Source organism: Fibrobacter sp. (genome assembly GCF_045131395.1).
Lineage (GTDB): Bacteria > Fibrobacterota > Fibrobacteria > Fibrobacterales > Fibrobacteraceae > Fibrobacter.
In genome coordinates this window covers 93,391-117,083 of record NZ_JBGUQY010000046.1, presented here as the reverse complement: position 1 = coordinate 117,083, position 23,693 = coordinate 93,391, and the positions used below count along the sequence as shown (strand labels likewise).

The 23,693-nt window shown below is 52.1% G+C and carries 22 protein-coding genes; 8 read left to right on the top strand and 14 right to left on the bottom strand.

Annotation, left to right across the window (positions count from 1 at the left end):
- The first annotated feature begins 12 nt into the window (after nucleotides 1-12).
- On the top strand, nucleotides 13-846 hold the full coding sequence (locus tag ACJMNB_RS11685) for a S1 RNA-binding domain-containing protein (RefSeq protein WP_405342639.1): 834 nt from the start codon (nucleotides 13-15) through the stop codon (nucleotides 844-846).
- Here ACJMNB_RS11685 and ACJMNB_RS11680 read toward each other — a convergent pair.
- Nucleotides 843-1,580, bottom strand: coding sequence for an OmpA family protein (locus ACJMNB_RS11680; protein WP_405342637.1), 738 nt, complete (start codon nucleotides 1,578-1,580; stop codon nucleotides 843-845). The two genes, ACJMNB_RS11685 and ACJMNB_RS11680, sit on opposite strands and share 4 nt — an antisense overlap.
- 84 nt (nucleotides 1,581-1,664) lie before the next feature.
- Between ACJMNB_RS11680 and ACJMNB_RS11675 the strand changes: the two genes are divergently transcribed.
- The 5 genes from ACJMNB_RS11675 to ACJMNB_RS11655 all read left to right on the top strand — a co-directional run bounded on the left by ACJMNB_RS11675 (nucleotide 1,665) and on the right by ACJMNB_RS11655 (nucleotide 7,433).
- Nucleotides 1,665-2,723, top strand: a complete 1,059-nt coding sequence (locus ACJMNB_RS11675) for a hypothetical protein (protein ID WP_405342635.1) — start codon at nucleotides 1,665-1,667, stop codon at nucleotides 2,721-2,723.
- A 12-nt stretch (nucleotides 2,724-2,735) separates the two neighbouring features.
- Complete coding sequence (locus tag ACJMNB_RS11670; RefSeq protein WP_405342633.1) at nucleotides 2,736-3,722, top strand: YihY/virulence factor BrkB family protein; 987 nt, start codon at nucleotides 2,736-2,738, stop codon at nucleotides 3,720-3,722.
- Nucleotides 3,723-3,824: 102 nt separating this feature from the next.
- Nucleotides 3,825-4,406 (top strand): hypothetical protein, encoded by a 582-nt coding sequence (locus ACJMNB_RS11665; RefSeq protein WP_405342631.1) that lies wholly within the window; start codon nucleotides 3,825-3,827, stop codon nucleotides 4,404-4,406.
- Nucleotides 4,406-6,790: an ABC transporter gene (locus ACJMNB_RS11660; protein ID WP_405342629.1), complete on the top strand. Its 2,385-nt coding sequence runs from the start codon at nucleotides 4,406-4,408 to the stop codon at nucleotides 6,788-6,790. Before ACJMNB_RS11665 ends, ACJMNB_RS11660 begins: the two co-directional genes overlap by 1 nt.
- 196 nt (nucleotides 6,791-6,986) lie before the next feature.
- Nucleotides 6,987-7,433, top strand: a complete 447-nt coding sequence (locus ACJMNB_RS11655) for a hypothetical protein (RefSeq protein WP_405342627.1) — start codon at nucleotides 6,987-6,989, stop codon at nucleotides 7,431-7,433.
- Between the two features lie 102 nt (nucleotides 7,434-7,535).
- On the opposite strand, the gene ACJMNB_RS11650 is transcribed toward ACJMNB_RS11655, so the two are convergent.
- The 4 genes from ACJMNB_RS11650 to argJ form a co-directional block, all read right to left on the bottom strand.
- Nucleotides 7,536-8,609, bottom strand: coding sequence for a hypothetical protein (locus ACJMNB_RS11650; protein WP_405342625.1), 1,074 nt, complete (start codon nucleotides 8,607-8,609; stop codon nucleotides 7,536-7,538).
- Nucleotides 8,610-8,678: 69 nt separating this feature from the next.
- The gene (locus tag ACJMNB_RS11645; protein ID WP_405342623.1) at nucleotides 8,679-9,695 is read right to left on the bottom strand and encodes an SDR family oxidoreductase; all 1,017 of its coding nucleotides are present in this window, start codon (nucleotides 9,693-9,695) and stop codon (nucleotides 8,679-8,681) included.
- A 4-nt stretch (nucleotides 9,696-9,699) separates the two neighbouring features.
- Complete coding sequence (locus ACJMNB_RS11640) at nucleotides 9,700-10,878, bottom strand: iron-containing alcohol dehydrogenase (RefSeq protein ID WP_405342621.1); 1,179 nt, start codon at nucleotides 10,876-10,878, stop codon at nucleotides 9,700-9,702.
- Between the two features lie 119 nt (nucleotides 10,879-10,997).
- Entirely contained in the window at nucleotides 10,998-12,215 is a 1,218-nt protein-coding gene (argJ, locus tag ACJMNB_RS11635; RefSeq protein ID WP_405342619.1) for a bifunctional glutamate N-acetyltransferase/amino-acid acetyltransferase ArgJ, read from the bottom strand.
- 98 nt (nucleotides 12,216-12,313) lie between these two features.
- Between argJ and greA the strand changes: the two genes are divergently transcribed.
- Together greA and holA are read left to right on the top strand one after the other, a co-directional pair.
- A complete protein-coding gene (gene greA / locus ACJMNB_RS11630; RefSeq protein ID WP_163438246.1) occupies nucleotides 12,314-12,778 on the top strand; it encodes a transcription elongation factor GreA in 465 nt (154 codons plus the stop codon).
- A 3-nt stretch (nucleotides 12,779-12,781) separates the two neighbouring features.
- Nucleotides 12,782-13,753 (top strand): DNA polymerase III subunit delta, encoded by a 972-nt coding sequence (holA, locus tag ACJMNB_RS11625; protein WP_405342617.1) that lies wholly within the window; start codon nucleotides 12,782-12,784, stop codon nucleotides 13,751-13,753.
- A 147-nt stretch (nucleotides 13,754-13,900) separates the two neighbouring features.
- Here the strand turns inward: holA and ACJMNB_RS11620 are convergent, their stop codons facing one another.
- The 9 genes from ACJMNB_RS11620 to pyrR all read right to left on the bottom strand — a co-directional run bounded on the left by ACJMNB_RS11620 (nucleotide 13,901) and on the right by pyrR (nucleotide 23,669).
- Nucleotides 13,901-15,445 (bottom strand): secretin N-terminal domain-containing protein, encoded by a 1,545-nt coding sequence (locus tag ACJMNB_RS11620; RefSeq protein WP_405343335.1) that lies wholly within the window; start codon nucleotides 15,443-15,445, stop codon nucleotides 13,901-13,903.
- Nucleotides 15,446-15,450: 5 nt separating this feature from the next.
- Nucleotides 15,451-17,394, bottom strand: a complete 1,944-nt coding sequence (locus tag ACJMNB_RS11615; protein WP_405342615.1) for a hypothetical protein — start codon at nucleotides 17,392-17,394, stop codon at nucleotides 15,451-15,453.
- The gene (locus ACJMNB_RS11610) at nucleotides 17,391-17,990 is read right to left on the bottom strand and encodes a type 4a pilus biogenesis protein PilO (RefSeq protein ID WP_405342613.1); all 600 of its coding nucleotides are present in this window, start codon (nucleotides 17,988-17,990) and stop codon (nucleotides 17,391-17,393) included. The genes ACJMNB_RS11615 and ACJMNB_RS11610 overlap by 4 nt, the downstream gene beginning before the upstream one ends.
- Nucleotides 17,983-18,600, bottom strand: coding sequence for a PilN domain-containing protein (locus ACJMNB_RS11605; RefSeq protein ID WP_405342611.1), 618 nt, complete (start codon nucleotides 18,598-18,600; stop codon nucleotides 17,983-17,985). The genes ACJMNB_RS11610 and ACJMNB_RS11605 overlap by 8 nt, the downstream gene beginning before the upstream one ends.
- Nucleotides 18,600-19,745: a pilus assembly protein PilM gene (gene pilM / locus ACJMNB_RS11600; RefSeq protein WP_405342609.1), complete on the bottom strand. Its 1,146-nt coding sequence runs from the start codon at nucleotides 19,743-19,745 to the stop codon at nucleotides 18,600-18,602. Before pilM ends, ACJMNB_RS11605 begins: the two co-directional genes overlap by 1 nt.
- Nucleotides 19,746-19,843: 98 nt before the next feature.
- Complete coding sequence (locus ACJMNB_RS11595) at nucleotides 19,844-20,860, bottom strand: PilZ domain-containing protein (protein WP_405342607.1); 1,017 nt, start codon at nucleotides 20,858-20,860, stop codon at nucleotides 19,844-19,846.
- A gap of 2 nt (nucleotides 20,861-20,862) precedes the next feature.
- Nucleotides 20,863-22,143, bottom strand: coding sequence for a dihydroorotase (locus ACJMNB_RS11590; protein WP_405342605.1), 1,281 nt, complete (start codon nucleotides 22,141-22,143; stop codon nucleotides 20,863-20,865).
- Nucleotides 22,130-23,086 (bottom strand): aspartate carbamoyltransferase catalytic subunit, encoded by a 957-nt coding sequence (locus ACJMNB_RS11585; RefSeq protein WP_405342603.1) that lies wholly within the window; start codon nucleotides 23,084-23,086, stop codon nucleotides 22,130-22,132. Before ACJMNB_RS11585 ends, ACJMNB_RS11590 begins: the two co-directional genes overlap by 14 nt.
- A gap of 1 nt (nucleotide 23,087) precedes the next feature.
- Nucleotides 23,088-23,669, bottom strand: a complete 582-nt coding sequence (gene pyrR / locus ACJMNB_RS11580) for a bifunctional pyr operon transcriptional regulator/uracil phosphoribosyltransferase PyrR (RefSeq protein ID WP_405342601.1) — start codon at nucleotides 23,667-23,669, stop codon at nucleotides 23,088-23,090.
- Between the last annotated feature and the right edge of the window lie 24 nt (nucleotides 23,670-23,693).

Below are 23,693 nucleotides of genomic sequence, written 5' to 3'. Positions count from 1 at the left end.
GGAAGGTCCCTTATGGAATTAGGCAAGTACAACCGCGCCCGGGTAGAAGAAATCATGCCCCAGGGTTACTACCTGGAACTTGAAACTGGCGGACGCGTGCTTCTCCCCGGCAAAAAAGAAGAATTTACCCTGGAAGAAGGCGAAGTTCTAGACGTATTTGTTTACATGGATTCCGAAGACCGCCCCATCGCCACCCTCGACAAGCCCTACGCCACCGTCGGCGAATTTGCGGTTCTCGAAGTCAAGGACGTCAACCGCTACGGAGCTTTTTTGGACTGGGGCCTGAACAAGGACCTTTTCTTACCGTTCAAGCAGCAGCTGGGTGAACTCAGGCGTGGCGACCGTTGCGTGGTCTACATCCTCGAAGACGACAAGAGCAACCGCATTGTGGCCACCGAAAAAATCAAGAGCTTTTTAGATACCGACACCTCGGAACTCCACCTGGGTCAAAAGGTGCAGCTCGCCGCCTACGAAGTCACCCGCGACCACATCGATTTTCTGGTGGACTACAGGTACACGGGCCGCCTCATGATTACGCCAGCCACGCCGCGCATTTACATTGGCGACACCATGGCTGGCTACATACAACGTTTTACTGAAGACGGAAAGATCACCCTGAACCTCACCCCCGTAGGCTACAAGGGAATCATGAAGAGCGAAAGCCCCGCCGCCATTATGCAAAAGCTCGAAGAGGCCGGCGGATTCTTGCCTTACGGCGACCACAGCGATCCCGAAGAGATTCGCCGCGAATTCGGCATGTCCAAGAAGACTTTCAAGAAGATTCTGGGTACGCTTTTCCGCGAAGGAAAGATTGTCCTCGGCGACGACGGCTTCCGTAAAAACTAGTTGGTCTTTACTTCCACTTCGACTTCGTCTTCGTTTAACACACGAAGCTCGATACGGCGGTTCTTCTTGCGGCCCGCCTCTGTACCGTTGCTAGCCTTGGGCTGGCTGGAACCGTAGCCGCTTGCCGAAAGACGGCCGCGGTCAATTCCCTTGTCGACCATGTAAAGGAACACGGTGTAAGCGCGCTGTTCCGAAAGAGTCTGGTTGAATTGGTCATCACCTTCGGAACTCGTGTGGCCCTGGATTTCAATACGGGCCTGGGGATTTTTCTTGATTCCTGCCACGGCAGAATCCAGTATTTCCATGGATTCCGGCTCCAGTTCGGCGCTTCCAGCCTTAAAATTCACGCCTTTCAATTCCACACGGGTATCATCGAACACCACCGTAATACCGCCCGTACTTGCCGTAGGCGAAACGTAGGGCGTTGTACCACATTCAAAAGGTCCTGTCACACTTTCACAAAAGATGGTGTAGGTTTCTTCACGAGGAATATGGAACGTCACCTCGCCTTCTGCATCCGTTGTCACGGTCAACTTTTTCTGGGGATCGTTCTGTCCCACAAAAGTCAGCTTTTTATGCCCCTGGGGAACATCGTCATTGTTGGTATAAGTTACGGTCAGCACGGCGTGGGTCTTGTTCGGAAGCAAATCCCGAGCAGAAACGGGAGCCACCATCAAATTCACAATAAAAACACCCCCCAAAACAGGCAAATAACCGAAACGAAACACTTTCACGGAACACTCCTTAAAAAACGAGGCAAAGTTAGAAAAAATATTCTAAATTTGGACACGAATCAAAAAAACCTCCAAGGAGTAATCATGAAGTTCAGTAAAATCGCAGCAGCCGCGCTCGCCATGAGCATTTCTGCATTTGCCGCTGACGCCACCGACAATATGACCCTCAAGGGCAACGTACAGACCCAAGTCACCAAGTCCATCGCCGACGAAGACAACAACTTCAGCAGCGGCTGGATCCGTGCCAACATCGGCGGTCAGTACAAGAGCGAAAACTTGGATGGAACCATCATGCTCCGCATTTTCGCCCCGGAATTCGGCAACAAGGTCAAGGATGGCGACGGTAAGACCACTTACTATGACAAGATTCTGGCCGACCTCTACTGGGTGAACTACAAGTGGAACCTTAACGAAGACAACCTCCTGAACCTGAAAATTGGTCGCTGGAAGACCGACTGGTCCCAGTCCACCAACTTCGGTACCTATATTGACAAGGATTTGACCAAGCGCGGTCTGTGGATGCGCGATTACAGCCACAACGCTCTTGAACTGGGCTGGAAAAACGGCCTCAACCAGTTGAACGCCATGGTAGCCACCAAGAACGGCAACGCCAACCAGGGTTACGTGCGTATCGAAGACGACATGAAGTTCACCTTCCCCCTGGAAGTCAAGGTGGCCTACCGTTCTAACGCCATCGACGTGGTGCAGAACACCGCCTATATCACCCACCGCGTGGCCGCCTACGCCAGCTACGGATTCCTCCCGATTCTCCGTGCCTACGGTGAATACGCCTGCATCTACACCCAGGACGACGACCTGGATGTTAACGCCGAAAACTATATCGCTCCCGAATCCAAGTATTTCCAGCCGGGCATCTACTACCAGCCGTTCTACCTGGGCCTGGACTTCGCACCGAACAGCGGCATCATGAACACCCTCATGAGCCACCTCATGGTGGAATGGGAATACATCAACAAGCGTGACAACCTTTACGGCGCCCCGAAGGGCACCTACGACGACTGGGCATGGACTGTTGCCTACGTCAAGAGCATCGGCAAGTCCAAGCTTCAATTCAGCGTCTACAGCGAAAACGAAATGAGCGATGTGGGTCTCGCCTTCCGCCTGACCAGCACCATCAAGTAATTTTTGATTGTAATGCCAAATTGGTTTAAAGAATTCTCTTGGGAACGGATGTTCGACGCCATCGCCGAACGTTCCGTTACTCCGGTAAAGGTTGCTGTCATCGCCGGCAAGTCATTCCTGTATTTCCACGGACTGACCCGCGCAGCGGCCCTCACCTATACGACATTCTTGGCCGTGGTCCCGCTCCTGATCTTGTTGACTTCGATTACGCTTGCAGTCGGATTCGGCAACTTCTTCTCGGACTACTTGCCGCACCTGCTCTCGTTCCTGGATCTCGATTGGCCTGTTGACCCGATCATTACCATCGTGCAGAACGCCGAACACGTGCCTATCGGCAAGCTTGGCTTTATCGGCGCCATGGGTCTTTTCATTACGTTCATCCTGGCCTTCGGTAGCCTGGAATCGAACTTCAACGTAGTGTGGGAAAACAAGGTCTCTCGTCCGTTGCACAAGCAGATTCGCATCTACACCCCACTGTTGCTAATCTTCGCGGGCATCATCGGTCTCTACGCCGGTTTTGTGAACCACATGCAAAATGCGCTTTCGATCATCGTCGTCGATGGCCTGCATTTTGATCCGTCGGTCCTCAAAACACTCATCAACGCGTTCTGGTACATGACCTTCCATGGAGCATTCCTCTTGATTATCTTCTTGACCCTGTACGCGCTCCCCGCAAGACCGGATCCCAAGAACTACACCAAGAAGAAACTGCTGGTATCGTCTATCGGCATCACCGTTCTTGCTTGGATTTGCATTATCATCTACGTGAAGATCCTGATGCTTATCCAGACCATGCTGGTGACCCGTATGTCCATCTTCTACGGATCCCTCGCCTTTATTCCTCTCATCCTCTTCTTGGTGTTCGGCATCTGGACCATCGTTCTCTGCGGCAATTCCGTAGTTTGGACGATTTGCACCTGGCCGGAATCCAAGGACCGCATCTGGAACTGGGAAGGAAGCCCTGCAGAAGGCCTGAACATGACGAAGGACAGACTATAATTCGGAAATAAAAAATTCAAGCAAAACACAACGCAACACGGCAATCTGGTCTAGAGCCATTTGCCGTTTTTTTATACATTGTATAAAAAAAGGACTTTGCTTATGAAAAAGATTCTATTGCTCATCGTGGCCCTGGTGGCCTTTGCAAACGCCGAACTTCAGAGCGTGAAGTACACCCCCGAAGAAAAGACCAATGACGGTCTGAAGGCCTTCATCGGCGTGAGCGGCGGTAACGTCCTCGTAGCAGACGATGGCGCCATCTTTGCAAACCTCCGCATCGGTCTGGACATCAACCCCCTGTTCTCCACGGGTGTGTGGGTTTCTAGACTTTTAAGCGATGTGCGCAACTACAACGTCCCCGAAAAGCAGATGATCAAGTACATGTCTGTTGGCGGCTTCGTGGAGCTCTTCCCGGTGCGCATTAACGACTTCTCTATTTCCGTTCCGATTGAAATCGGCGGCGGAGCCCTCTACGTGATGGAACCCGACGACGAAGCATTCGAATCTGAAGATTACTTCTTTACTGCCGACATGGCCGTGCACTTCAACTACCGCGTAACCAAGATGCTCGAAGTGTCTATCGGTGGCGGCTACCGCATGTTCACCGGCATCGAGACCAACAACCTCGAAAATCTCGACTTCTGCACCCCGTTTGGCGAACTGCGCTTCACCATTAGGGAGTAATGACCGAATTCATTTCCATACGCGGCTGTCGCCTGCACAATCTTAAGAATGTCGATGCCCAGTTCCCGCTGGGCAAGATTTCTGTTGTATGCGGACCTTCGGGCTGCGGAAAGTCGACGCTTGTGCTTGACACCCTGCACGGGGAATCCAAGCGCCGTTATTTGGAAACACTCTCGCCCTTTGCCGCCGAACTTTTGGGCGGTCGCCGCATTATTCCGCTGGACAGTGCCGAAGGTTTGCCCGCAAGCCTTGCTGTAGGCCCGAGCCATGGCGAAGCGCCTGCGAAGGCTTACGCCTTGAGCCTTTCGGAATGCGACAGCACGCTGCGAGGTTTATTTGCAAAGTATGCAAGACCCGCCTGCCCTATTTGTGGGAAGCCCATGGCAAGCCAGAGCCGCGAAGAAATCATTCGCGAGATCGCCAGCTTGCCGCAAGGAAGTAAGCTACAGTTTTTTGCAAGGATTGATTCCGATAAACGCACGAGCCTAGATAAGCTTTCAGCGGTATTCCTAGCGCAAGGTTTTACGCGCGCGATGGCTGACGGCGTCAGCTATTCGCTGGCCGACTTGACAGCGGCCGAGCGCGAAATTGTTCCGCAAGAATTCTTTATTGTCGTAGACCGAATCATTGTCCGCGACAACACCCGCACCAGAATTGCCGAAGCCGTCGATGGAGTCTTGAAGCTCACCCACGGCGAACTGATTCTGGACATCAACGGGAGCCGCAAGCTTTTCAGCACGGCGCCGCGTTGCCCTGAGCATGGAGAACAGCAGTCTCGCCCGCTCCAGCCCGAAGACTTGTCGCCTTATTCCCGCACCAGCGCCTGCCCTACTTGCGGCGGCGCAGGAATGATTGAAAGCGAAGAATCTTCCGAAGATTGCCCCGACTGCAAGGGACTTCGCCTGAAGCAGAATGTTCTGGGCGCGGTTATTGATGACACCACTTGGCAAGACTTGCTCGGGACTTCTTTTGCTAACCTTGAAACACTGCTGCACAAGCTTTTTGACAAACGCTTGAATGCGAACCAAAAGCCCGCCTTCAATGCGCTCCTCGACCGAATCGAAGCCATCAACGAGCTCGGTATCGGTTACTTGACCGCCGGAAGATCTGCCGCCACCCTTTCGGGCGGCGAAATCCAGCGACTTCGACTTTCAAGCCTTTCTACCGGACACTTGAACAACCTTTTGATTGTGCTTGACGAACCCGCCAGCGGTCTGCACCAGTGCGATGTGGAATCCCTCTGGAAAGTCCTCAAGAAAGTCCAGTCTCGCGGAAACACCCTCGTGTTAATCGACCACAATCCCGCCCTCATCAAGAAGGCTGACTGGGTGATTGAAATGGGTCCGGGCGCCGGCGAAAAGGGCGGCAAAATTCTGTTCCAGGGAACTGCGAAAGAAGTGCTTGGCAATCCGGTTTCGCCCACGGGGAATTGGATTAAAATATTAGACACCCATTCTAAGGCGAAGAAAGGAGATCCCCGGTCGGAGCCGGGGATGACATTAGAGCATGACAAGAAAAAACGTCATTGCGAGGAGCGCAGCGACGAAGCAATCCATATCAGCAACTTCGCACTGTTCGACATGAAGCCGGTCTCGGCAGAATTTCCAGTGCAAAAATTCAGCGTCATCACGGGCGCGAGCGGCAGCGGCAAATCTACCCTCCTGTTCAAAAACCTCGCCCCTCGCGCAAGCAAGGGCGAATTCGAAAACCTCGGCATCCAGGCGCTCTCCATTCTTTCGACAGGCGACTTCCACGGCAACCGCCGAAGCACCGTGGCCTCGGCTATCAATTTGAATACGCAGCTGCGCGATTTGTTCGCCAAGCTCCCCGAAAGCAAAGTCCGCGGTTATAACGCCACCAAGTTCGCGACACACGCTCCCGGCGGCCGCTGCGAAAACTGCAAAGGCGAAGGCGTGCTCTACGACCCCGCCGGATACGAAGAAACGGAATGCCCCGTCTGCCTCGGCAGGCGATTCAAAGACGAGATTCTCGAAGTCCGCTTCAAGTCCCTTTCCATCGCCGACATTCTGGATTTGGAAATTGGCGAAGCCTACAAGTTGTTCATCAACATGAAGCCTTTCGCAGACAAGTTGAAGCCCTTGGTAGACACGGGCCTCGACTACCTGAAACTCGGGCAAACCACATCGCACCTCTCCGGCGGTGAACGCGCTCGTTTGCGCCTTTCCATCGCGCTCGCTCGCGCCAAGGCACCTAACACACTATTCTTATTCGATGAACCCGCCCGCGGCCTTCACAGAACCGATATCGAGCATCTGCTCAAACTGATTCACGACCTCACCGAAGCGGGCCACACCGTCATCGCCATTGAACATGCGCAAGACTTCGTGAACGCCGCTGATTACGTGGTGGAATTAAGCCGATAAAAGAGTCCCCAGATATCGAAAATCGGGGTTTTTACTCCCGACGGGGCAATTTCGCCCGTTTTTTCCCATGCTTTTTTCTTCACCCCAAAGAAATCATTGGCATTTTTGCGAAAACTGAGCTAATTTTTACACCATAGAGGAATTTGGCACGAATCTTGCTTCAACAGGAGCAAACACTTTAACCAAGAGGTTGATTATGAAAACCAAACTGATTCCCATATTGGCACTGTCCCTGATCGGAGCTTTCACTACGGAATCTTTTGCACAGGAAGCCGTCACCGAAGATGTTACGACCACTGTTTCCGAAGATGCCGTGAAGAAGGAAGATCCCAGGGCTGACCGCGCCAAGGAACGCTTCGAACGCAAGGATGCCAAGAAAGAAGAAATCGCCAACCACAAGGCCGAAATGAAGGCGTTGAAGGAAGAACGTGCGGCTGCCCGCGAAGAGCGCAAGGAAGCCAAGATGGCCGAAAAGGAAGCCCGCAAGGCTGAAAGACAGGCCACGAAAGAAGACATGAAAGCCCTGAAGGAAGAACGCGCCGCCGCCCGTGCCGAACGCAAGGAAGCTCGTGAGGCCGAGAAAGAAGCTCGCAAGGCTGAAAAGAGAGCCATGAAGGAAGAGCGCAAGGCCAAGAAGGGCTAGTCACTGACAAGAACTCCCAAAATAACCCCAAAGGATGCGGAAACTCCGCATCCTTTTTTTATACCGTTCGCTTATATCGCTCGCGCTAAATTCAAGTCAAAACTAGATGTTACACTTGACACCCGCTTTCAGCTCGGTAAGGAAGCTCCAGCGGGGATACGGGAAGCTGTATTTTATCGGAATCGTGTCGTAATGTCTGTAATACTGTTCCGCTCCGATGTACAGGCCGAAAACTCCTGGATTCCACGCTAACGTGCTCGCCCAAGAAACACTTAGTTTCTTGACCTTCTCGAACTTGGAATCGGGACCGTCTACGACATACCCATAGAAATAGTGTCCCTTCGCCTCTATGGAAATATCCGACCGGAAACGGAACGAGAACGTAGGCTTGACGGAGGGCCCCAACCAATACACCCAAGTCGAATTACCAAGAGTATCCGCCTCGAAACGCCCACCCGCATAAAGGGAGGCTCGCCAGCCGTACTTGACATGCCGTTGCCAGGAAAGATAGGTAGTAGCGTACAAGGGGCCATCGAGATAGTCAAAAGCGCTTAAGGAAGCCCCGAACTTGTGCTTACCGATACGGGCAAAAAATTTTTCCACCCAAACAAAGAAATCGGGATTCCAATCGTCATTTTCCGAAACGTTTAGATCCGCACCGACATCAAGGACAAGGGATTTCCCGACAAGGCTGTACTCCACGCCTACGGAAGCATCCCAGGCATTCATGGTCAAAGTCTGCAAGTCATCATTGTCGACCCTGTTTCCCGAAAGGTTCAATTCAAAAGAATGAATCCAGTCCTTAGCGTTGTATTCCGCAGAAGCGCTTATTGACGAAGTGATTTTCGTCCCCATCTCACCCGTAGAAGCGCCTTTACTCCTGTAATGGATTCCCTGCAAACCGAGGATTCCGCCCGTATGGAACTCCCAGGGATTCGCGGTATCGTCATCTAATGAATCAGCGTCGCCATAGCCGAGCGCATTCCGATAATCGTCGACAATTTCCTGAATTTCTGCCGTGTACTCGCCGCCTTCCTTTATGGCAGCCTCGAACAGGTTTAACGCCAGGGAATAATCCCCCGACTCTTCCGCCTTCAACGCACGATAGTAAAGCTCCTCCTGCGATTCGGCTATCACAAGAGAAACCATCAGCAATAGGAGCGATACAATTCTCATACCCACAATCTACATTTTTATCGCAGGCACTGCCGAAAAAAATATTTAATCGTTATTTCCATCACAAAATCACTTGAACGAGGCCTTGGCCTTTTCAAGTGTATCAATGACCTTGTCGCACCAGGCGTCAAATTCAGGATCTTCCTTCTGAAATTCCGGATGGGCCAGCACATAATTTACCGTACGGCGAATGCCTTCGTCAAAGCGGACTTCGGTGCGGAACGTCGGCACGGCGCGCTTGAGTTTCGTATTGTCGAACACGACGGAGTTCGCCTTGTCGCCAATCAGACTCCCGAGCAAATCGTAATCGCTGACATCGGCAAGGAATTTCGACGACACATAATAAGGCTTCAGTTCAACGCCCAGCGCATCTGCCACCGCCTTGTAAATCTGATTCCAAGTGAGCGTTTCGTCGCTGGTAATCTGGAATGATTCACCGATGGCATGCACGTTGCCCATCAGACCTACAAAGCCGCGAGCAAAGTCGGTGTTGAAAGTCATGGTCCAAAGGCTCGTGCCATCACCGTGAATAATCACGGGTTTACCCATGAGCATACGCCGTGCAATCTGCCAGCTACCGTTCTTGCCGTGAACACCCAGCGGAATGTGGCGTTCGTCGTAAGTATGGCTTGGCCGCACAATCGTTATGGGGAAACCTTCTTCGCGGTACTTGCGCATCAGGAATTCCTCTCCCGCAATCTTGTTGCGGGAATATTCCCAATACGGATTCGAGAGCGGCGTCCCTTCGGTAATGCGGTAATCAGAAAGCGGCTTCTGGTAAGCGCTCGCCGAACTGATGTACATGAACTGCTTGGTTTTGCCCTTGAACAGGCGGTAATCGCGTTCCAAGGCGCTCGGGTGGAATACGATAAAATCACAGACCACGTCGAATTCCATGCCCTTGATCTTTTCGGCGACGACAGCTTCGTCATAAATGTCGGCGTTGATGATTTCAACACCGGCGGGAATATCCTCTGACGGACGATTTCCGCGATTCAAAAGATAAAGTTTCCAGCCTTGAGCCACCGCTAGGCGCGTAATCGCCATGCTGATGGTTCCCGTTCCGCCGATAAAGAGTGCTTTCATAAGATTACTCCAAAGTGGCGTGGGCGGCAATGGTGTAAATCGCCGTGACATCCTTGGCCTTCAGCGGCACGAATCCCCAGCCGTCGCCCGGATTCAGCTTTTCAACCAATTTCGGAATATCTTCTTCCTTGGCGCCGAGTTCTGCAAAGTTGATGGGCATGCCAATGGAATGCAGGAACTTGCGGAAAGCCTTGATGCCTTCGAGGGCGGTAGCCTTCGGGTTTTCGAAATTCATCTGGCAGCCGAATACGCGAGTAGCCATCTGGGCAAAACGCATCACATTGTGATCCACCACGTATTCCATCCATGCCGGCATGATGACTGCGAGACCCGCGCCATGGGCGCAGTCGTAAAGTCCCGAGAGTTCATGTTCAATGGCGTGGCTGTTCCAGTCCTGACTGCGCCCGCAGCCCACAATGTCATTGTGGGCTACCGTACCCGCCCACATGATGTTGGCGCGAACCTGGTAGTTGGACGGGTCGGCAATGGCGCGGGGGCCTTCCTTAAGCATCGCGAGGAGCAGGCCTTCGCAAAGACGGTCCGTCGTTTCCACTTCAAGCGTATTGGTGAAATAGCGTTCAAAAATGTGGGCAATAATGTCGGTAATACCGCAGGCGGTCTGGTAAGCAGGCAACGTGCAAAGAAGCGCCGGGTTCTGCACCGCAAACTTCGGGCGAATCACATCGCTACCGATATCGCGCTTGAGCATTCCATCTTCCTTGGTCACCACAGAAGCGCCACTGCCTTCGGAACCGGCAGCCGCAATGGTCTGCACCACGCCGATCGGGAGAGCCTTCGTGACCGGCAGCTTTTTCGCATAAAAGTCCCAGAAATCGCCATCGTAAAGGCTACCCACGGCAATACCCTTGGAGCTATCAATGGTAGAGCCACCACCTACGGCCAAAATAAAGTCTACACCGTTTGCGCGAACCATTTCGATGCCCTTGTAAATGAGCGTATCGCGAGGGTTCGGCTTCACGCCGCCAAGTTCCACATGGGCAATTCCAGCCGCATCAAGAGATGCCTTCACGCGGTCAATCAGTCCCGAACGCACAGCAGAGCCGCCACCGTAATGGATCAGCACCTTGGTGCCGCCGTACTTTTTCACGAGCTCACCGCATTCATTTTCGCGGTTCATGCCAAATACAAATTCTGTCGGGCTGTAAAAGTTGAAATTATCCATGTTTTTCCTCTTGTTTCCCTTAAAAATAAAAGAAAATCCCGCCAATAAGCAGGATTTTCTACTAAAAGCCGTTCACAAGAAGAACCAAGCGGTCCCCGCGGCAGGGCCGAGCGGTCTTATTACGTTGTATACTCGGCATTGATCTTAACGTAATCATAGCTCAAGTCGCAAGTGAATGCGCTTGCGCTAGCATGACCGATATTCAACACAAGCGTTACTTTGTATTCACGCTGGCGGACTACCGCATGCAGAGCCTTGGTCTGTTCTTCGTTGAGCTGCACCGGGCGGCCGTTAGACAGCACCTGCACATCGCCGAAGAAAAGGTCCGTATGTTCGGCAACCATGTTGCAGCCGCTGGAACCTGCACTGCTGAGGATACGGCCCCAGTTCGGGTCTTCGCCGAACATAGCGCACTTGGCCAAGTTAGACGTACCAATGAAACGGGCCATGCGCAAAGCCTCTTCGTGGCTTTCGGCCTTTTCGATGCAAAGTTCAATGAGCTTGGTTGCACCTTCGCCGTCGCGGACGATATCCTTGGCAAGTTCCTTCATCACGAGCATGAGTGCTGCGCGGAACTCACCCTGTTCAGAGAGCGTCAAGTCTTCGTACTTGACACCGCTCATGCCGTTGGCAAGGAGAATGCAGGTGTCGTTGGTGCTGGTGTCGCCATCCACCGTGATTGCATTGAAGGAATCAGCGATGTCGGCGCGGAATTCAGCAAAGAAGTCAATGGGCAAAGCCAAGTCCGTGGTAATAAAGGCAAGCATGGTGGCCATGTTCGGGTGAATCATGCCCGAGCCCTTGCAGGCGCCACCGATAGTCACCACACCCTTTTCGGTCTGGATTTCCACGGCGTGGCTCTTGAGAGCAAGGTCAGTGGTCAGAATGGCGCGGCCAAATTCTTCAGAAGCGTCGGCACGGAGCTTTTCCACCAGTTTCGGAATGCCGGCCTCGATCTTGTCCATGGGCATCAAGTGACCAATCACGCCCGTGCTGCAAACGAGCACACTCTTCGGAGTAAGCTTCAAGGCTTCTTCGGTAAGGGCAGCCATGCGTTCTGCATCGCGCAAACCCTGTTCGCCGGTGCAAGCGTTAGCGTTACCGCTATTCACCACCACGGCAGAAGCAAAGTGAGCATGTTCCAGAGCAGCTTTATCGTAAAGCACCGGAGCGGCCTTCACCTTGTTCGTGGTAAACACGGCAAAGCAACGTGCAGCCTTTTCACTCTTAAGAAGAGCCATGTCAGCGTTGCCACTGGCCTTAATGCCTGCGCAAATTCCAGACGCGGTAAAGCCCTTGGGGGAGCAAACGCCGCCTTTTTCCAATACAGTGTACATTGTAACTCCTATTGTTTTTACGTCTTAAATTATAGAAAAATGCGACTATGTTGAACAGCCCCCATACCTGCCCTGCAAAAAAATTCTAATTTAAGGCCATGGCTAAAACACCCTGTACTAAAGAAACTTACGACAAGATGGTTGAACGTTACACCTTCCTCAAGAAGGTCGAACGTCCCCGCGTTGTAGATGAAATGGAAGAAGCCCGCAAGCAAGGCGACCTGAGCGAAAACGCTGAATACCATGCCGCCAAGGAAATGCTGGCTCATATCGATCTGGAACTTCCCAAGCTGGAAGACCAGATTTCGAATGCAATTATCGTGGAATTTGACGCAAACTCCGACACCGTCCGTTTTGGCGCCACCGTCACTGCCAAGAATCTCGCCACCAAGAAAGAAGTTGTCTATCAGCTGGTGAGCCCCGAAGGCGTTGACCCAATGAACGGCAAAATCAGCTTCAAGAGCCCCATGGGTTCTGCGTTCATGGGCAAAAAGAAGGGCGAAATTGTCGAAGTCGTGACCCCCAAGGGCAAGAACCGTTTCGAAATCGTCGACTTCAAGTAAGCTATGATTCTAGCCCTCATCGGCAAAGACCAGTTCTCCAAGGACAAGCAGACTGACAAGTTCCTGACCGATGCCCTCGGAGACCGCAAGAACGATCCGCTTTCGAAGCAGATCGTGTACGCCTCTGACACCAACATTCCGTCGGTGGCGGGTCTCATCATGGAAAGCTGCGGCGCCGTCTCCATGTTCGCTCCAGAACAGGCGGTGGTCGTCCGTAATGCCGACGCCATGAAGGCCGATGAATCCAAGGCTCTCGCCCGCTGGCTCAAGGACGCCCCCGACTGCAAGCTGTTACTGGATTTCGACGAGCTCCGAGCCAACTCGGAACTCTACAAGATCCTGCAGAAAGTCGGCAAGATCGAAAAGTACGAAGAACCCAAGCAGTACAAGATGCAGGAATGGATTGCATCCAACGTACCCGCCCACTTCGGAAAACCCATCGAACCCGCCGCCAGCCAGTACCTGGCAGACGCCTTAGGTACCAACACCAAGTTGGTTTGCGAAGAACTGGAAAAGGCTTTAATCTACGATCCCGACTGTACCAAAATTACCTTCGACCTCGTGAAGACCATGATTACGCCCCGCCGCGAAATCCCGCCTTACGAGATCCTGAACTATTTTGGAATGCGTGACGCCGTAGGCTATACGCGCAAGCTGCACGAAATCCTTTACGGCAACAAGGACAACGATGCCATCCGCATCGTGAACGCCCTCTACGGCCATGCCGTGGACCTGCTCAACTTCATGTCCCTTACCGCGAAGAAGATGAGTGCCGAAGACGCCGCCCAGGCTCTAGGCAAGAACTACTTCATGTTCTGCAAGCAAGGCAACGCCGCCGAATGTTGCCGCCGCTGGGGCAAGCCCCTCCTCTGCCGCGTCATTCGCCGCCTCGCCGAACTCAATTACGAATTCAAGAGCAGTAGCTGGACCGTTACCAGCCAGGAGCTGGCCCTCGCCGCCTTGGTAGTGCGTTAACCCGCCGCAGTCATTCTCGACCAAGCGCAGCGCGGGAGGGAATCCATACACATCCAACCTTCGCATGTTATAACTAGAAAACCCCAGACATTTGTCCGGGGCATTTTCATTTAAAAGTAGATTACTTCGCAATGACGTGGGTGGAGATTAGTTCCAGCCTTCTTCCTCTTCTTCAGCAGGAGCCGGAGCGGCAGGTGCCGGGGCGGATGCCTTTTCGGAAGAAGCCTTTTCAGCCGGCTTTTCCTGGGCAGGTTCCTGCTTCGGCTTAGGTTCCACAATCGGGGTTTCGTCGTCACCGGGTTCTGCAGCCGGAGAATGTTCCACCTTCTTAGCCTGCGGGGCATTGCCATCCACAGTATCAGAAGCTTCAGAAAGTTCCACGGAGCCCACATAGTTGCGAATGATACGCGGAGTCACGAAGATAATGAGGTCACGCTTGGTGACTGCCTTACGGCTGTACTTGAAGAGGTTACCCAGCAGCGGAATATCCTTCAGGAACGGAATACCGGATTCACTTTCGGTATTTTCGTTACGTGTCAAGCCACCGATCACCACCGTTTCACCGTCAGCCACCACGACCTTGGTCTTGGCTTCCTGAGTACTGATCACCACCTGGCCCTTTTCGTCGTAGCCATAGGAGTTGTTTTCGGGGTGCAGGTCAAGCAAGATGCGGTTGTCGCCAGAAACGTGAGGCGTTACCGTCAGCTTGATACCGGTTTCCACCAGCTGCGTAGAAGATTCACCGCTATCGTCAATCACACGGATAGACACCTTGTCACCCATGAACACCTGAGCTTCGGTGTTGTCGAGGGTAGAAACCTGCGGGCTAGCAAGCACTTCGGTAGAAGCGTCACCCATGATGTTGGAAATTGCGATCTGCAGGTTGTTGTCCAGCAAGCTTGCGGTAATGGCCGTCGTTGCAGAACCCACAGCCGGAGAAGCACCGCCATTGGGCAAGGAGTGAATGGCTGCGCTGGTACGGGTATCGCCAGCACCACTACCCTGCGGAGTCGTCACCGTACCCGGAGTCAGAGCCGTAGTACCCATTCTTGCGGTCCAGTCCACACCCAGTTCGCGAGCGCGTTCGCTGTTCACGACCACGAGCTTTGCGGTAATCATGATCTGGAGGGTTTCCACGTCAAGTTCGGTCAGGGCCTTTTCCATCTGCTCGATCTTGCCATCGGTATCGTACACGATAATGGAGTTCGTACGTTCCACCGTCGTAATGCGGCCGCGGTTAGACTTCATGCTTTCGAGAACCTTCACGAGTTCTTCGGCCTTGGCATGGTGAACCTGGAAGTTCTTACGGACCAGCGGAGCATTCTGTTCAGCCTGAGCTTCTTCGTCGGCAATCTTCTTCTGCTTTGCCTGATAAGTTGCAGAGCGCTGGATCAAGATGTACTTGTCTTCGATGATCCAAGTCAAGTCGTTCATGCTACAAACGATGTCAAGAGTTTCTTGCCACGTTTTCTTGGTCACCTTGAGGCTCGTCTTACCCTTGACTTCGGGAGCAAGGATAATGTCCACACCGGCAATTACGGAAACAGAGCTGAACACAGCTTCGAAGTTCATGTCAACGAAACTGAAATCGTACAACTTCTTATTCGGAGTCGATACAGAACCTTCAGCAGGAGCACTCCATGCAGTAGTGAGACCCACCACCAAGAGAAGAATAGTAAGGATTTTTGTCATATTTTTCACTTTTGACCCCCAAGTTTATCGGGAAGACCCATGGAGTAGCGACGGCTCACCCCGAATTCCTGAATCAGGAAGAGTACGTCAGTTTGTGTGATTTTTAAAACTTTACCGTTGAGAATCTTGTCGCCTTCTTTAACGGTGTACGAAATAGACGGATTCTTGGATTCAACAAGAATGGCTACCGGCACATCCGATTCCCAAATGATACCCACCAGTTCGACCTGGTCAATATTGATGCCTTCTTCCACAAGGCCATCCACTTCCACGAACGGGTCGCGACGACCAAAGGAGCTATAAGTCACGCGGTCTTCATAGAGACCATCGAGCTGGCTACCGATCTGCGGAGTATTTGTAGTAAGAGTCGTACCGCGTTCCTTGTCCACCTGTTTCAGGCGTTCTTCCTGCACAGAAGAAAGTTCATCAAAGAAACCGACAGCACGACGATCCACATAGCCAACCCTGTTACCATACTGGACTTTGCGATACAGGCCCTTCATGTCAAGGCTTACCAGACGGTCGCCAAATACGAGACGCTGCATCACCTGTGAATTTTCATTGGGAGCGGCGTAGAATTCAGTTTCGTCGGCAACCACGATCAGTTCGCGAACCACAGGACGCAGGTGGAAGGTCTGGGAACCCGAAATAATCTTCTTGCTGCCCTTGTCGAGATTCTTCACAAAGGCATCGAAGTTCGGTTTTTCGTCGACAGCCTTCATCCAGTCACGCACAAAGATTCCCTTGGGCTGTGCAGACCAGAATATAAAGCCGTCCTTGTTGATTCCCTTTTCGGCAATCTGCAACACAAGCACACCGTCCTGCACCAAGATTACCGGCTGGACAGCGCCCTTCAACTGGACCTTAAGACCGTTTGCACCCCAAGTCACGGACTTCACCAGAGATCCGGCACCAATCCTGAATATGGGAGACTTTTGCGGACCGGCAAGGCCAATGGTCAAGGTGTAGTTTTTGTCGATGGTAGAAACGTTCTGAATTTCAATAGGTTCTTCGGCCACAAGGCGGAACTGTTCCATGCCAGAACCGATGAGAACCGTCATTTCTTTCAGTTTCGGAAGCAAGGCAGAAATTGCACCGCCTTCGAGAATGGCCTTGTCAATCTGCTTCTGCTGTTCAGCCATGAGCTTTTCGGCTTCACGGGCAGCCTTTTCAGCAGCCTTCTTCTCTTCGGCCAAGCGCTTCTTTTCTTCGAGAGCGGCCTTCTCGGCGGCCTTCTTTTCTTCAAGAGCGCGGCGTTCCGCTTCTTTCTTTTCGGCAGCTAAACGCTTCTTTTCTTCAGCAGCAGCTTTCTCGGCAGCCTTTTTCTCTTCGGCAGCGGCCTTGGCGGCGGCCTTCTTGTCGAGAGCAGCCTGCTTTTCTGCGGCTTTCTTTTCTTCAAGAGCACGCTTGTCGGCGGCCTTCTTTTCTTCAGCCAAGCGCTTCTTCTCTTCGAGGGCGGCCTTGGCGGCAGCCTTCTTGTCAAGAGCAGCCTGCTTTTCGGCAGCCTTCTTGCGTTCTGCAAAAAGCTTGGAAAGGGTCCAGGACTTTCCGCCCTTGTTCTTGAGCTTAATCAAGAAGTTGGACTTATCCAGGGCGATTTCGTTTTTATCCGAAGCGATAGATGCGCCCACATTCATTTCGATCTTCAAGAATGCCGTACCCTTGTACGCATCCTTGAACACCTTCATGGACTTAACGAACTTGGAATTGGCATCGATGTCGTAATCACCTTCGCCAAGAGCAAAAGTCGTTTCAGAGAAGCCCACCGTCAACTTCTTGGAAGCAGCATCGTACTTCTGGAAGAATGTGGGCAAGTTCTTGTCAGATGCAAAGGCAAACACCACTTGGCAACCCTTTGCACTGCAGTCAAAACGCACATCCTTAATCTGGGCGGCACTAGCAAAAGCCGTAAAGGCAAGCAACAAAAGAAGAATCTTCATTTTCATCATTTGCCCACCTTCTTAGACGTGTACGTTGTCAGGTTGAAGGTCACCGACATGGTAATCGGAGTCCAACCGTGAGTTTCAGACTTTTCCACTTCAGCCTTGATACCCGAATAACGGTTCAAGCGAAGGTTCGTAATGGCCGTCGGGTAATTGAAGTTTGCAATTTCTGCAAACAGGTAGCCCAACATGTGGTAACCCGAATTGACCGCAATGGAATAGCGGTTTTCGATGTAGTGTTCCTTTTCGGCACGACCTTCGGGATTGAACTTCTGGATCTGCACCATGGAGCTGCGGATAACCGCGTAAAGGTCCTGCAAGCGCAGCGGCACCTTTTCTTCTTCAGGGAACATTTCCTTCAGCTTTTCGAAATCCTTTTCGGCCTGGGCCAACTGCATTTCGAGTTCTGCCACGCGATGCTTCTTGGCGTTGATCTTGTCCAATTCCGACTGAGCCGACTGGAGATCACGTTCCAGAGATTCACGCTGATACGTAAACGGATCCCATACATAGTTGTACACTAAATGGGCTGCAGCCATAATCAGGAGACACACGACTATGGCATAGACGTTTCGTTTATCTTTTAGATCTATCTTACCCATTATCACCCTCCCCAAGATCTCGCTTGAGAACTATCTTGATGGTGAAATTATAGGCTTCTTTTCCATCCACTTTTGCAGTAGAGATGGTCACCAGCGAAACCGATTGGATACTCACCTGCTTTTCGAGTTTCACCATGTATTCGGCTACTTCCGAGAAGTCGTAAGTGACGCCGCGCATTTCGAGATCGAATTCACCCATCTGGTTAATGCTTGTGATCCACATGTTAGGCGGAAGCACCGACGAGATGTTTTCGAACAAAATAACCCAGCGTTTCTTGCTCACCTGGATGGACTTGAGAGCATTGATCTTTGTATTGACAACGCCCTGCTTCTGTTCCAGGTCGCTAATCTTGGAAAGCAGCGGACGTTCGCGTTCCACTTCTTCCTGAACACGGTTCAGTTCCTGGCTCAAACCGCTAATGGTTTCACTGACATAACCTTGCAACATGACCACTGCAACGATTGCAACGAGCAATGCGACAGTAGGCCAAATGATGCGACGGTCAGTTACCCATGAAAAGTCTTTCTGCTTCTTGCGGAATTCCGGCGGAAGCAGGTTAATGGAAATGGCCAAGGCATTTCTTGTGGTTTCTTTTTTCGTAGACGCCATTAGAACTTCCTCATTGCCAAGCCCAACGCAGGGGCGTAAATATTGGAGAGAGCAATCGAGAGACCGCCCTCGCCAAACACCTTGGAATCACAAGGCACGAGCCTGAACGGGTTCACCGTGTCAGTTTCGATACCGGAGTGTTCTGCGATAAATTCCCTCAGACCAGGGGCGGCGGCTCCACCTCCACCCAACAAAATTTTGTCGAGGGGTTTGGAATCTTCCGAAGACGAGAAGTAGCGGATACCGATATCGATCTGCGCCATCAGGTCCTCGTATGCCAGTCGGAGCGCGGCTTCGACTTCTGCTTCAGAGAAACCGTCCACCACGGACAGGTCACCATTGCTTAAAATTTCATGACATTTTTCGGAATCAATGCCCAGGTTCATGCAGGTCTTGCTGATCACCATATCCAAGGAACCACCGGCCATGGCACGCATGGAGTGGAACTGGCCGTCCTGCACAAAGGCAACGCTCATCTTCTTTTCGCCGATATTGAAAATTGCAACCGTCTTTTCTTTTTCGGCATCTTCGACCGTCGCCACATAAGCATTCAGCATGCCGAAAATATCGACATCCAGCGCCGACAGTTTGAGCCCGCGGCGATTGAAGAACTGCGCCCAGGAGTCCAACAGTGCGCTCTTTGCGGCCACCACGTTCACCTTGACGTCTTCGTTTTCGCGGGAATAAATCTCGTAGTCGATCACGTTGTCCTGGTCATCGAAGGGCGGACGGGACTGGGCGGTCTGAAGAATAATTGCAGCTTCATTTCCGTTTTTCGGCACCTTGACCGACACTCGGTCCATCAGCACACCACCGGCACCGGCACCGCAGTTCACCGATGCAACAATATCGCAGGAATCGTCGATGGGGTGACGAATCATCAGCTTTGCCATAGCCTCGGCAAGCAGTTCAGCCCCATCCTTTTCGCGTTTGCCGTCCTTATCGGTGGGGGCGTCCCCTTCGCGCACCTGAATTTCGCCATTGACGATACATCCATCAGGCACCCGTTCCAAGTCGGCGTCTAAAACAATCTTGTTTCCGCTCGCGCCATGCAAGACCTTGACATACTTGATGCTGTAATGACCAACATCAATGCCGACGGTCTCGCGCAAGCCACGGATTTTAGAAATCAATCCTAAAGCCAAAGTTAACTCCGATTGTAAAACATTTCCTTACTAATTCTACCTTTATAAAAGCAGAATGTCAAGCGAAAAATTCATCTAAGTCATTGAAAATGAACTACTTAGGCCTGTTTGGTCCACTTTTTCGTCTGTTTTTTTGACTTACTCAGTTCAAACAGGTACTGGAGCACCCTTTCCTGGGTCCAACCGAACTTACCACGGAAAGAGGCTGTAAGGCAATAGTAATTGGGGAAATCCTTGTTTCTTTGCCCTAAATTGCGCAAAATCTCAATTTCCACGTCTTCGTCACCGAAGCTGGGAAGCTCAAACTGGATACGCAAATGCTGTCCCGGATAGCATTCCTGGGGCAGTCCGATCATGATACCGCCTGCAGAAAGGTCCAGCAGGGTGCCTCCAACGGTATTTCCGTTCTCAAAAACGGCCGTCACAGGGAAGGCAACCTGTTCACGAACCCAGCGACGCAACTGGCGTTTATCCAGGGAGGAGGAATGAGTCAAGACAAGATTATTGGTTTCATCCACACGTCGAACAGGAATGGTCGTAGAATAGATGGCGTCGTCGGGTCGAGTCCAGCGGATTCGAATAGAGCGCCCCACCAGCGAAGTGGCAGGACCGTCACTACCATCGTAAGAAATAGCCCATTCCTTTTCTGTACGCCACACGATATCGGAGCGCTTGATCAGCGTTCCGTTTTCAGGAATCAAGTCAATGCGGTCGCCCACATTAAACTGTCTGGTAGAATAAACTTCAGACAAAGGATTCGACGCCGTAAAATTCATCTTGTGGCGAAGCGCTTCCACTGCCGCAAGAGTTTCGTCACGGACATCGAACACATCACGGATATAGTAGAACGCAGCAACCGCCTGTTCAAAGAGGCCAGATGAATTCAAGATGGCGTCTTTGTTTTCGAAGGATGAGGTTCTAATTATTTTGTCCAAAGTCCTCTTTTCTTTAGGAGAAAAACCGAGTTCGGCGACCCTGTCATCAAAAGCCTGGGTTCCAAACATATCCTCGTTTTCACGACGATCATTGATGCGATGGACTTCCAACAGCACCAACAGCGCTATGCACAAGCATATGATAAATGCAAACCAAACTATTTGAAGCGGGTCAATCATGATTACTCAGTCCAGACTCCGTTGATGTAGGTTCCCAGGATGCTGGAAGGAAGTTCCTTGCCCAGGAACGGAGAATTGCAGACATGGCCTGCAAAGTCCTTCTCGGTCACCTTGCTCGGCTTGTCCGGATCGATGACGACGAAGTTCTCGAAGTTTTCGGGCAGGCGGGCACCCACCAAGCGGGCAGGGGCAAATGCCAGCAATTCCAGAGCGCGAGCGACACCGACACGGGCACTCAGCTTCTTCCAAATCGCAGGAAGTGCAATTTCAAGAGCAAGGGCTCCCGGAACGGAATCTTCAAAATTCACTTCGGTATCCTGAAGAAGCACCGGTGTATGGTTCATGCTAATCGCAGTCACCGTACCGTCTTCCAGACCCTTCCACAAGGCTTCGCAATCGGCTGCAGAACGGAGAGGCGGAATCAGGTGATATGCAGAATCCAAAGTTTCAAGGCAGGAATCATTCAGCAACAAGTGGTAAAGTCCCACATCGCAAGTGACGTCGATTCCCTGCTTTCGGGCGTTGCGGATAAGATCCAGCGTTTCGCCACAGGTAACCTGCTTGAAGTGCACCGGCACCTGCAAGAATCGTGCCGTTTCAAGCACCGTGTAGGCAGCAATGGTTTCTGCAATGCGAGGAATACCCTTCATGCCGAGCATGTCGGAGTAGGCACCCTCGTGAACACAACCGCTATGGCGCAGCGTCTTGTCCATGGGCTGGAAGAAGAAACGCTTACCCGTCATTTTGCCATATTCCATGGCAAGGCGAAGGAACCTGCTATGAGGTATAGACGCACCACCGTCACCGAAGCCCACGGCTCCAGCATCGGCCAAGTCCAGCATTTCGGCGAGGCTATCAGAACCAAAGCCCTTGCTGTAGGCGCCCAAGAACTTGATATCCATACCGTCGTTCTTGCCGCAATTGCCAAAGCGCAACTTCATCGCCACCATTTTGTCGGCGTCGTCAATGGGGTTTGCTGCACTTTCGTAGAGACCGCCATAGAAGCCGCCGCGGCGCATGGCGTCAAGACCGTTCTTGAAGGTATAGACGTCGTCACGGAGCGGTTCCATAAAGTCAAGGCCAAGGCCGAACAAGGCCGGCAGAACCAGGGCCCCATTGCAGTCGATTTCCTGATCGGCCTTAAAATCTTTTTCTTCTTTAGAAACAAGCTTTCCATTGGCATCGATGCGGATATCGGTGCTAACAAACTCTTCACCCTTGTTCCAGAGTTTCAAATTCTTAAGAACGCGCGATGCGCCTTTTGCGCCATTAAGCGTTTTCATTGCGACCTCCAGCCAAAAGGAAGAGTACTGCCATACGGACGGCAACCCCGTTGGTTACCTGATTCAAGATGACGGAATGTTCACCGTCTGCAATTTCACTGTCCAGTTCCACGCCTCGGTTAATGGGACCCGGGTGCATGATCAGCACCTTGTCCTTGGCCGATTCCAGAACCTGTTCGGTAATACCGAAGAAATTGCGGTATTCGCGCATACTGGGAAGAAGAGCATCGTCCATGCGTTCCTTCTGCAAGCGAAGGGCGATCACCGCATCGGCATCCTGCACCGCCTTGTTCACATCGGTTTCCCAAGAAACGCTGCCGGCGAGTTCCTTGTACTGCAACAGTTCCGTATTGCGGGGCACCAGGGTGCTGGGTCCGCAAAGAGTTACATGGGCACCCATGGTGGTCATGCCCCAAATGTTACTGCGAGCCACACGGCTATGGCGGATATCGCCAACGATTGCCACCTTCTTGCCTTCGAGCGTTCCAAGCTTTTCTTCGACCGTGAGCATGTCAAGGAGAGCCTGGGTCGGGTGTTCATGGGCACCATCACCTGCGTTCACGATAATAGCGTTACTGTGTTCGGCCAGGAACTTGGGAACACCAGTCCCCTTGTGGCGGACCACCACGATATCGATCTTCATGGATTCGATGTTGCGGAGCGTATCTACCAGGGTTTCACCCTTCTTGACGCTGGAATTGGAACTTGCGAAGTTTACCGTATCGGCGGAGAGGCGCTTTTCGGCAAGTTCAAAACTGGTGCGGGTACGTGTGCTGTTTTCGAAGAACAGGTTCACCACCGTAAGGCCGCGAAGAGACGGAACCTTCTTGATGGGGCGTTCCAAAATTTCGCGGAACTGCTTGGCATTATCCAAAATGGTGCGAATGTCCTGCTTGGATACGCCCTGTAGTCCGAACAAATGCTTGATCTGTAATGCACCCATCTTAGGCCTCCACCTCTACGAGATAAACGGAATTTTCTTTGTCAATCGGTTCAATTTGCACGCGGACTTCCTGGTCCTGTGCGGTTTCCACCGTAAGTCCGACGCAGTCGGGGGCAATGGGAAGTTCCCGGTGACCGCGGTCCACCAAAACGCAAAGGCGAATGGCCGCCGGGCGTCCGAGATCCAAAATGGCCTGCATGGCCGCACGAACCGAGCGACCCGTGTAGAGCACGTCGTCCACCAGGATTACCGTTTTACCTTCCACCGAAGCAGGCATTTCGGTAATGCGCATTTCGCTGGAACCCATGTGGGTACGGTAATGGTAATCGTCGCGATAGAAGGTGGCGTCGAGGCTCCCCATAGGGACGGTCTTGTTAAACTTTTGACTTAAACGCTCGCAGATCTTTTTAGCGAGAGGGATTCCGCGGCTGGCCATGCCGAGCACCACCACATCATCTGCAGTAGGATGCATCTTGGCAAGCTTTGCAGCCATTTCGTCGAGAGCGAATTCCATCGCCTGGGCAGACAGAAGCTCTCTGATTTTTTTACAGTTGTCTTTCATATCTGTGCTTGAATCTAGCATTTTTTGCCCTTTTTTGCCAAATTA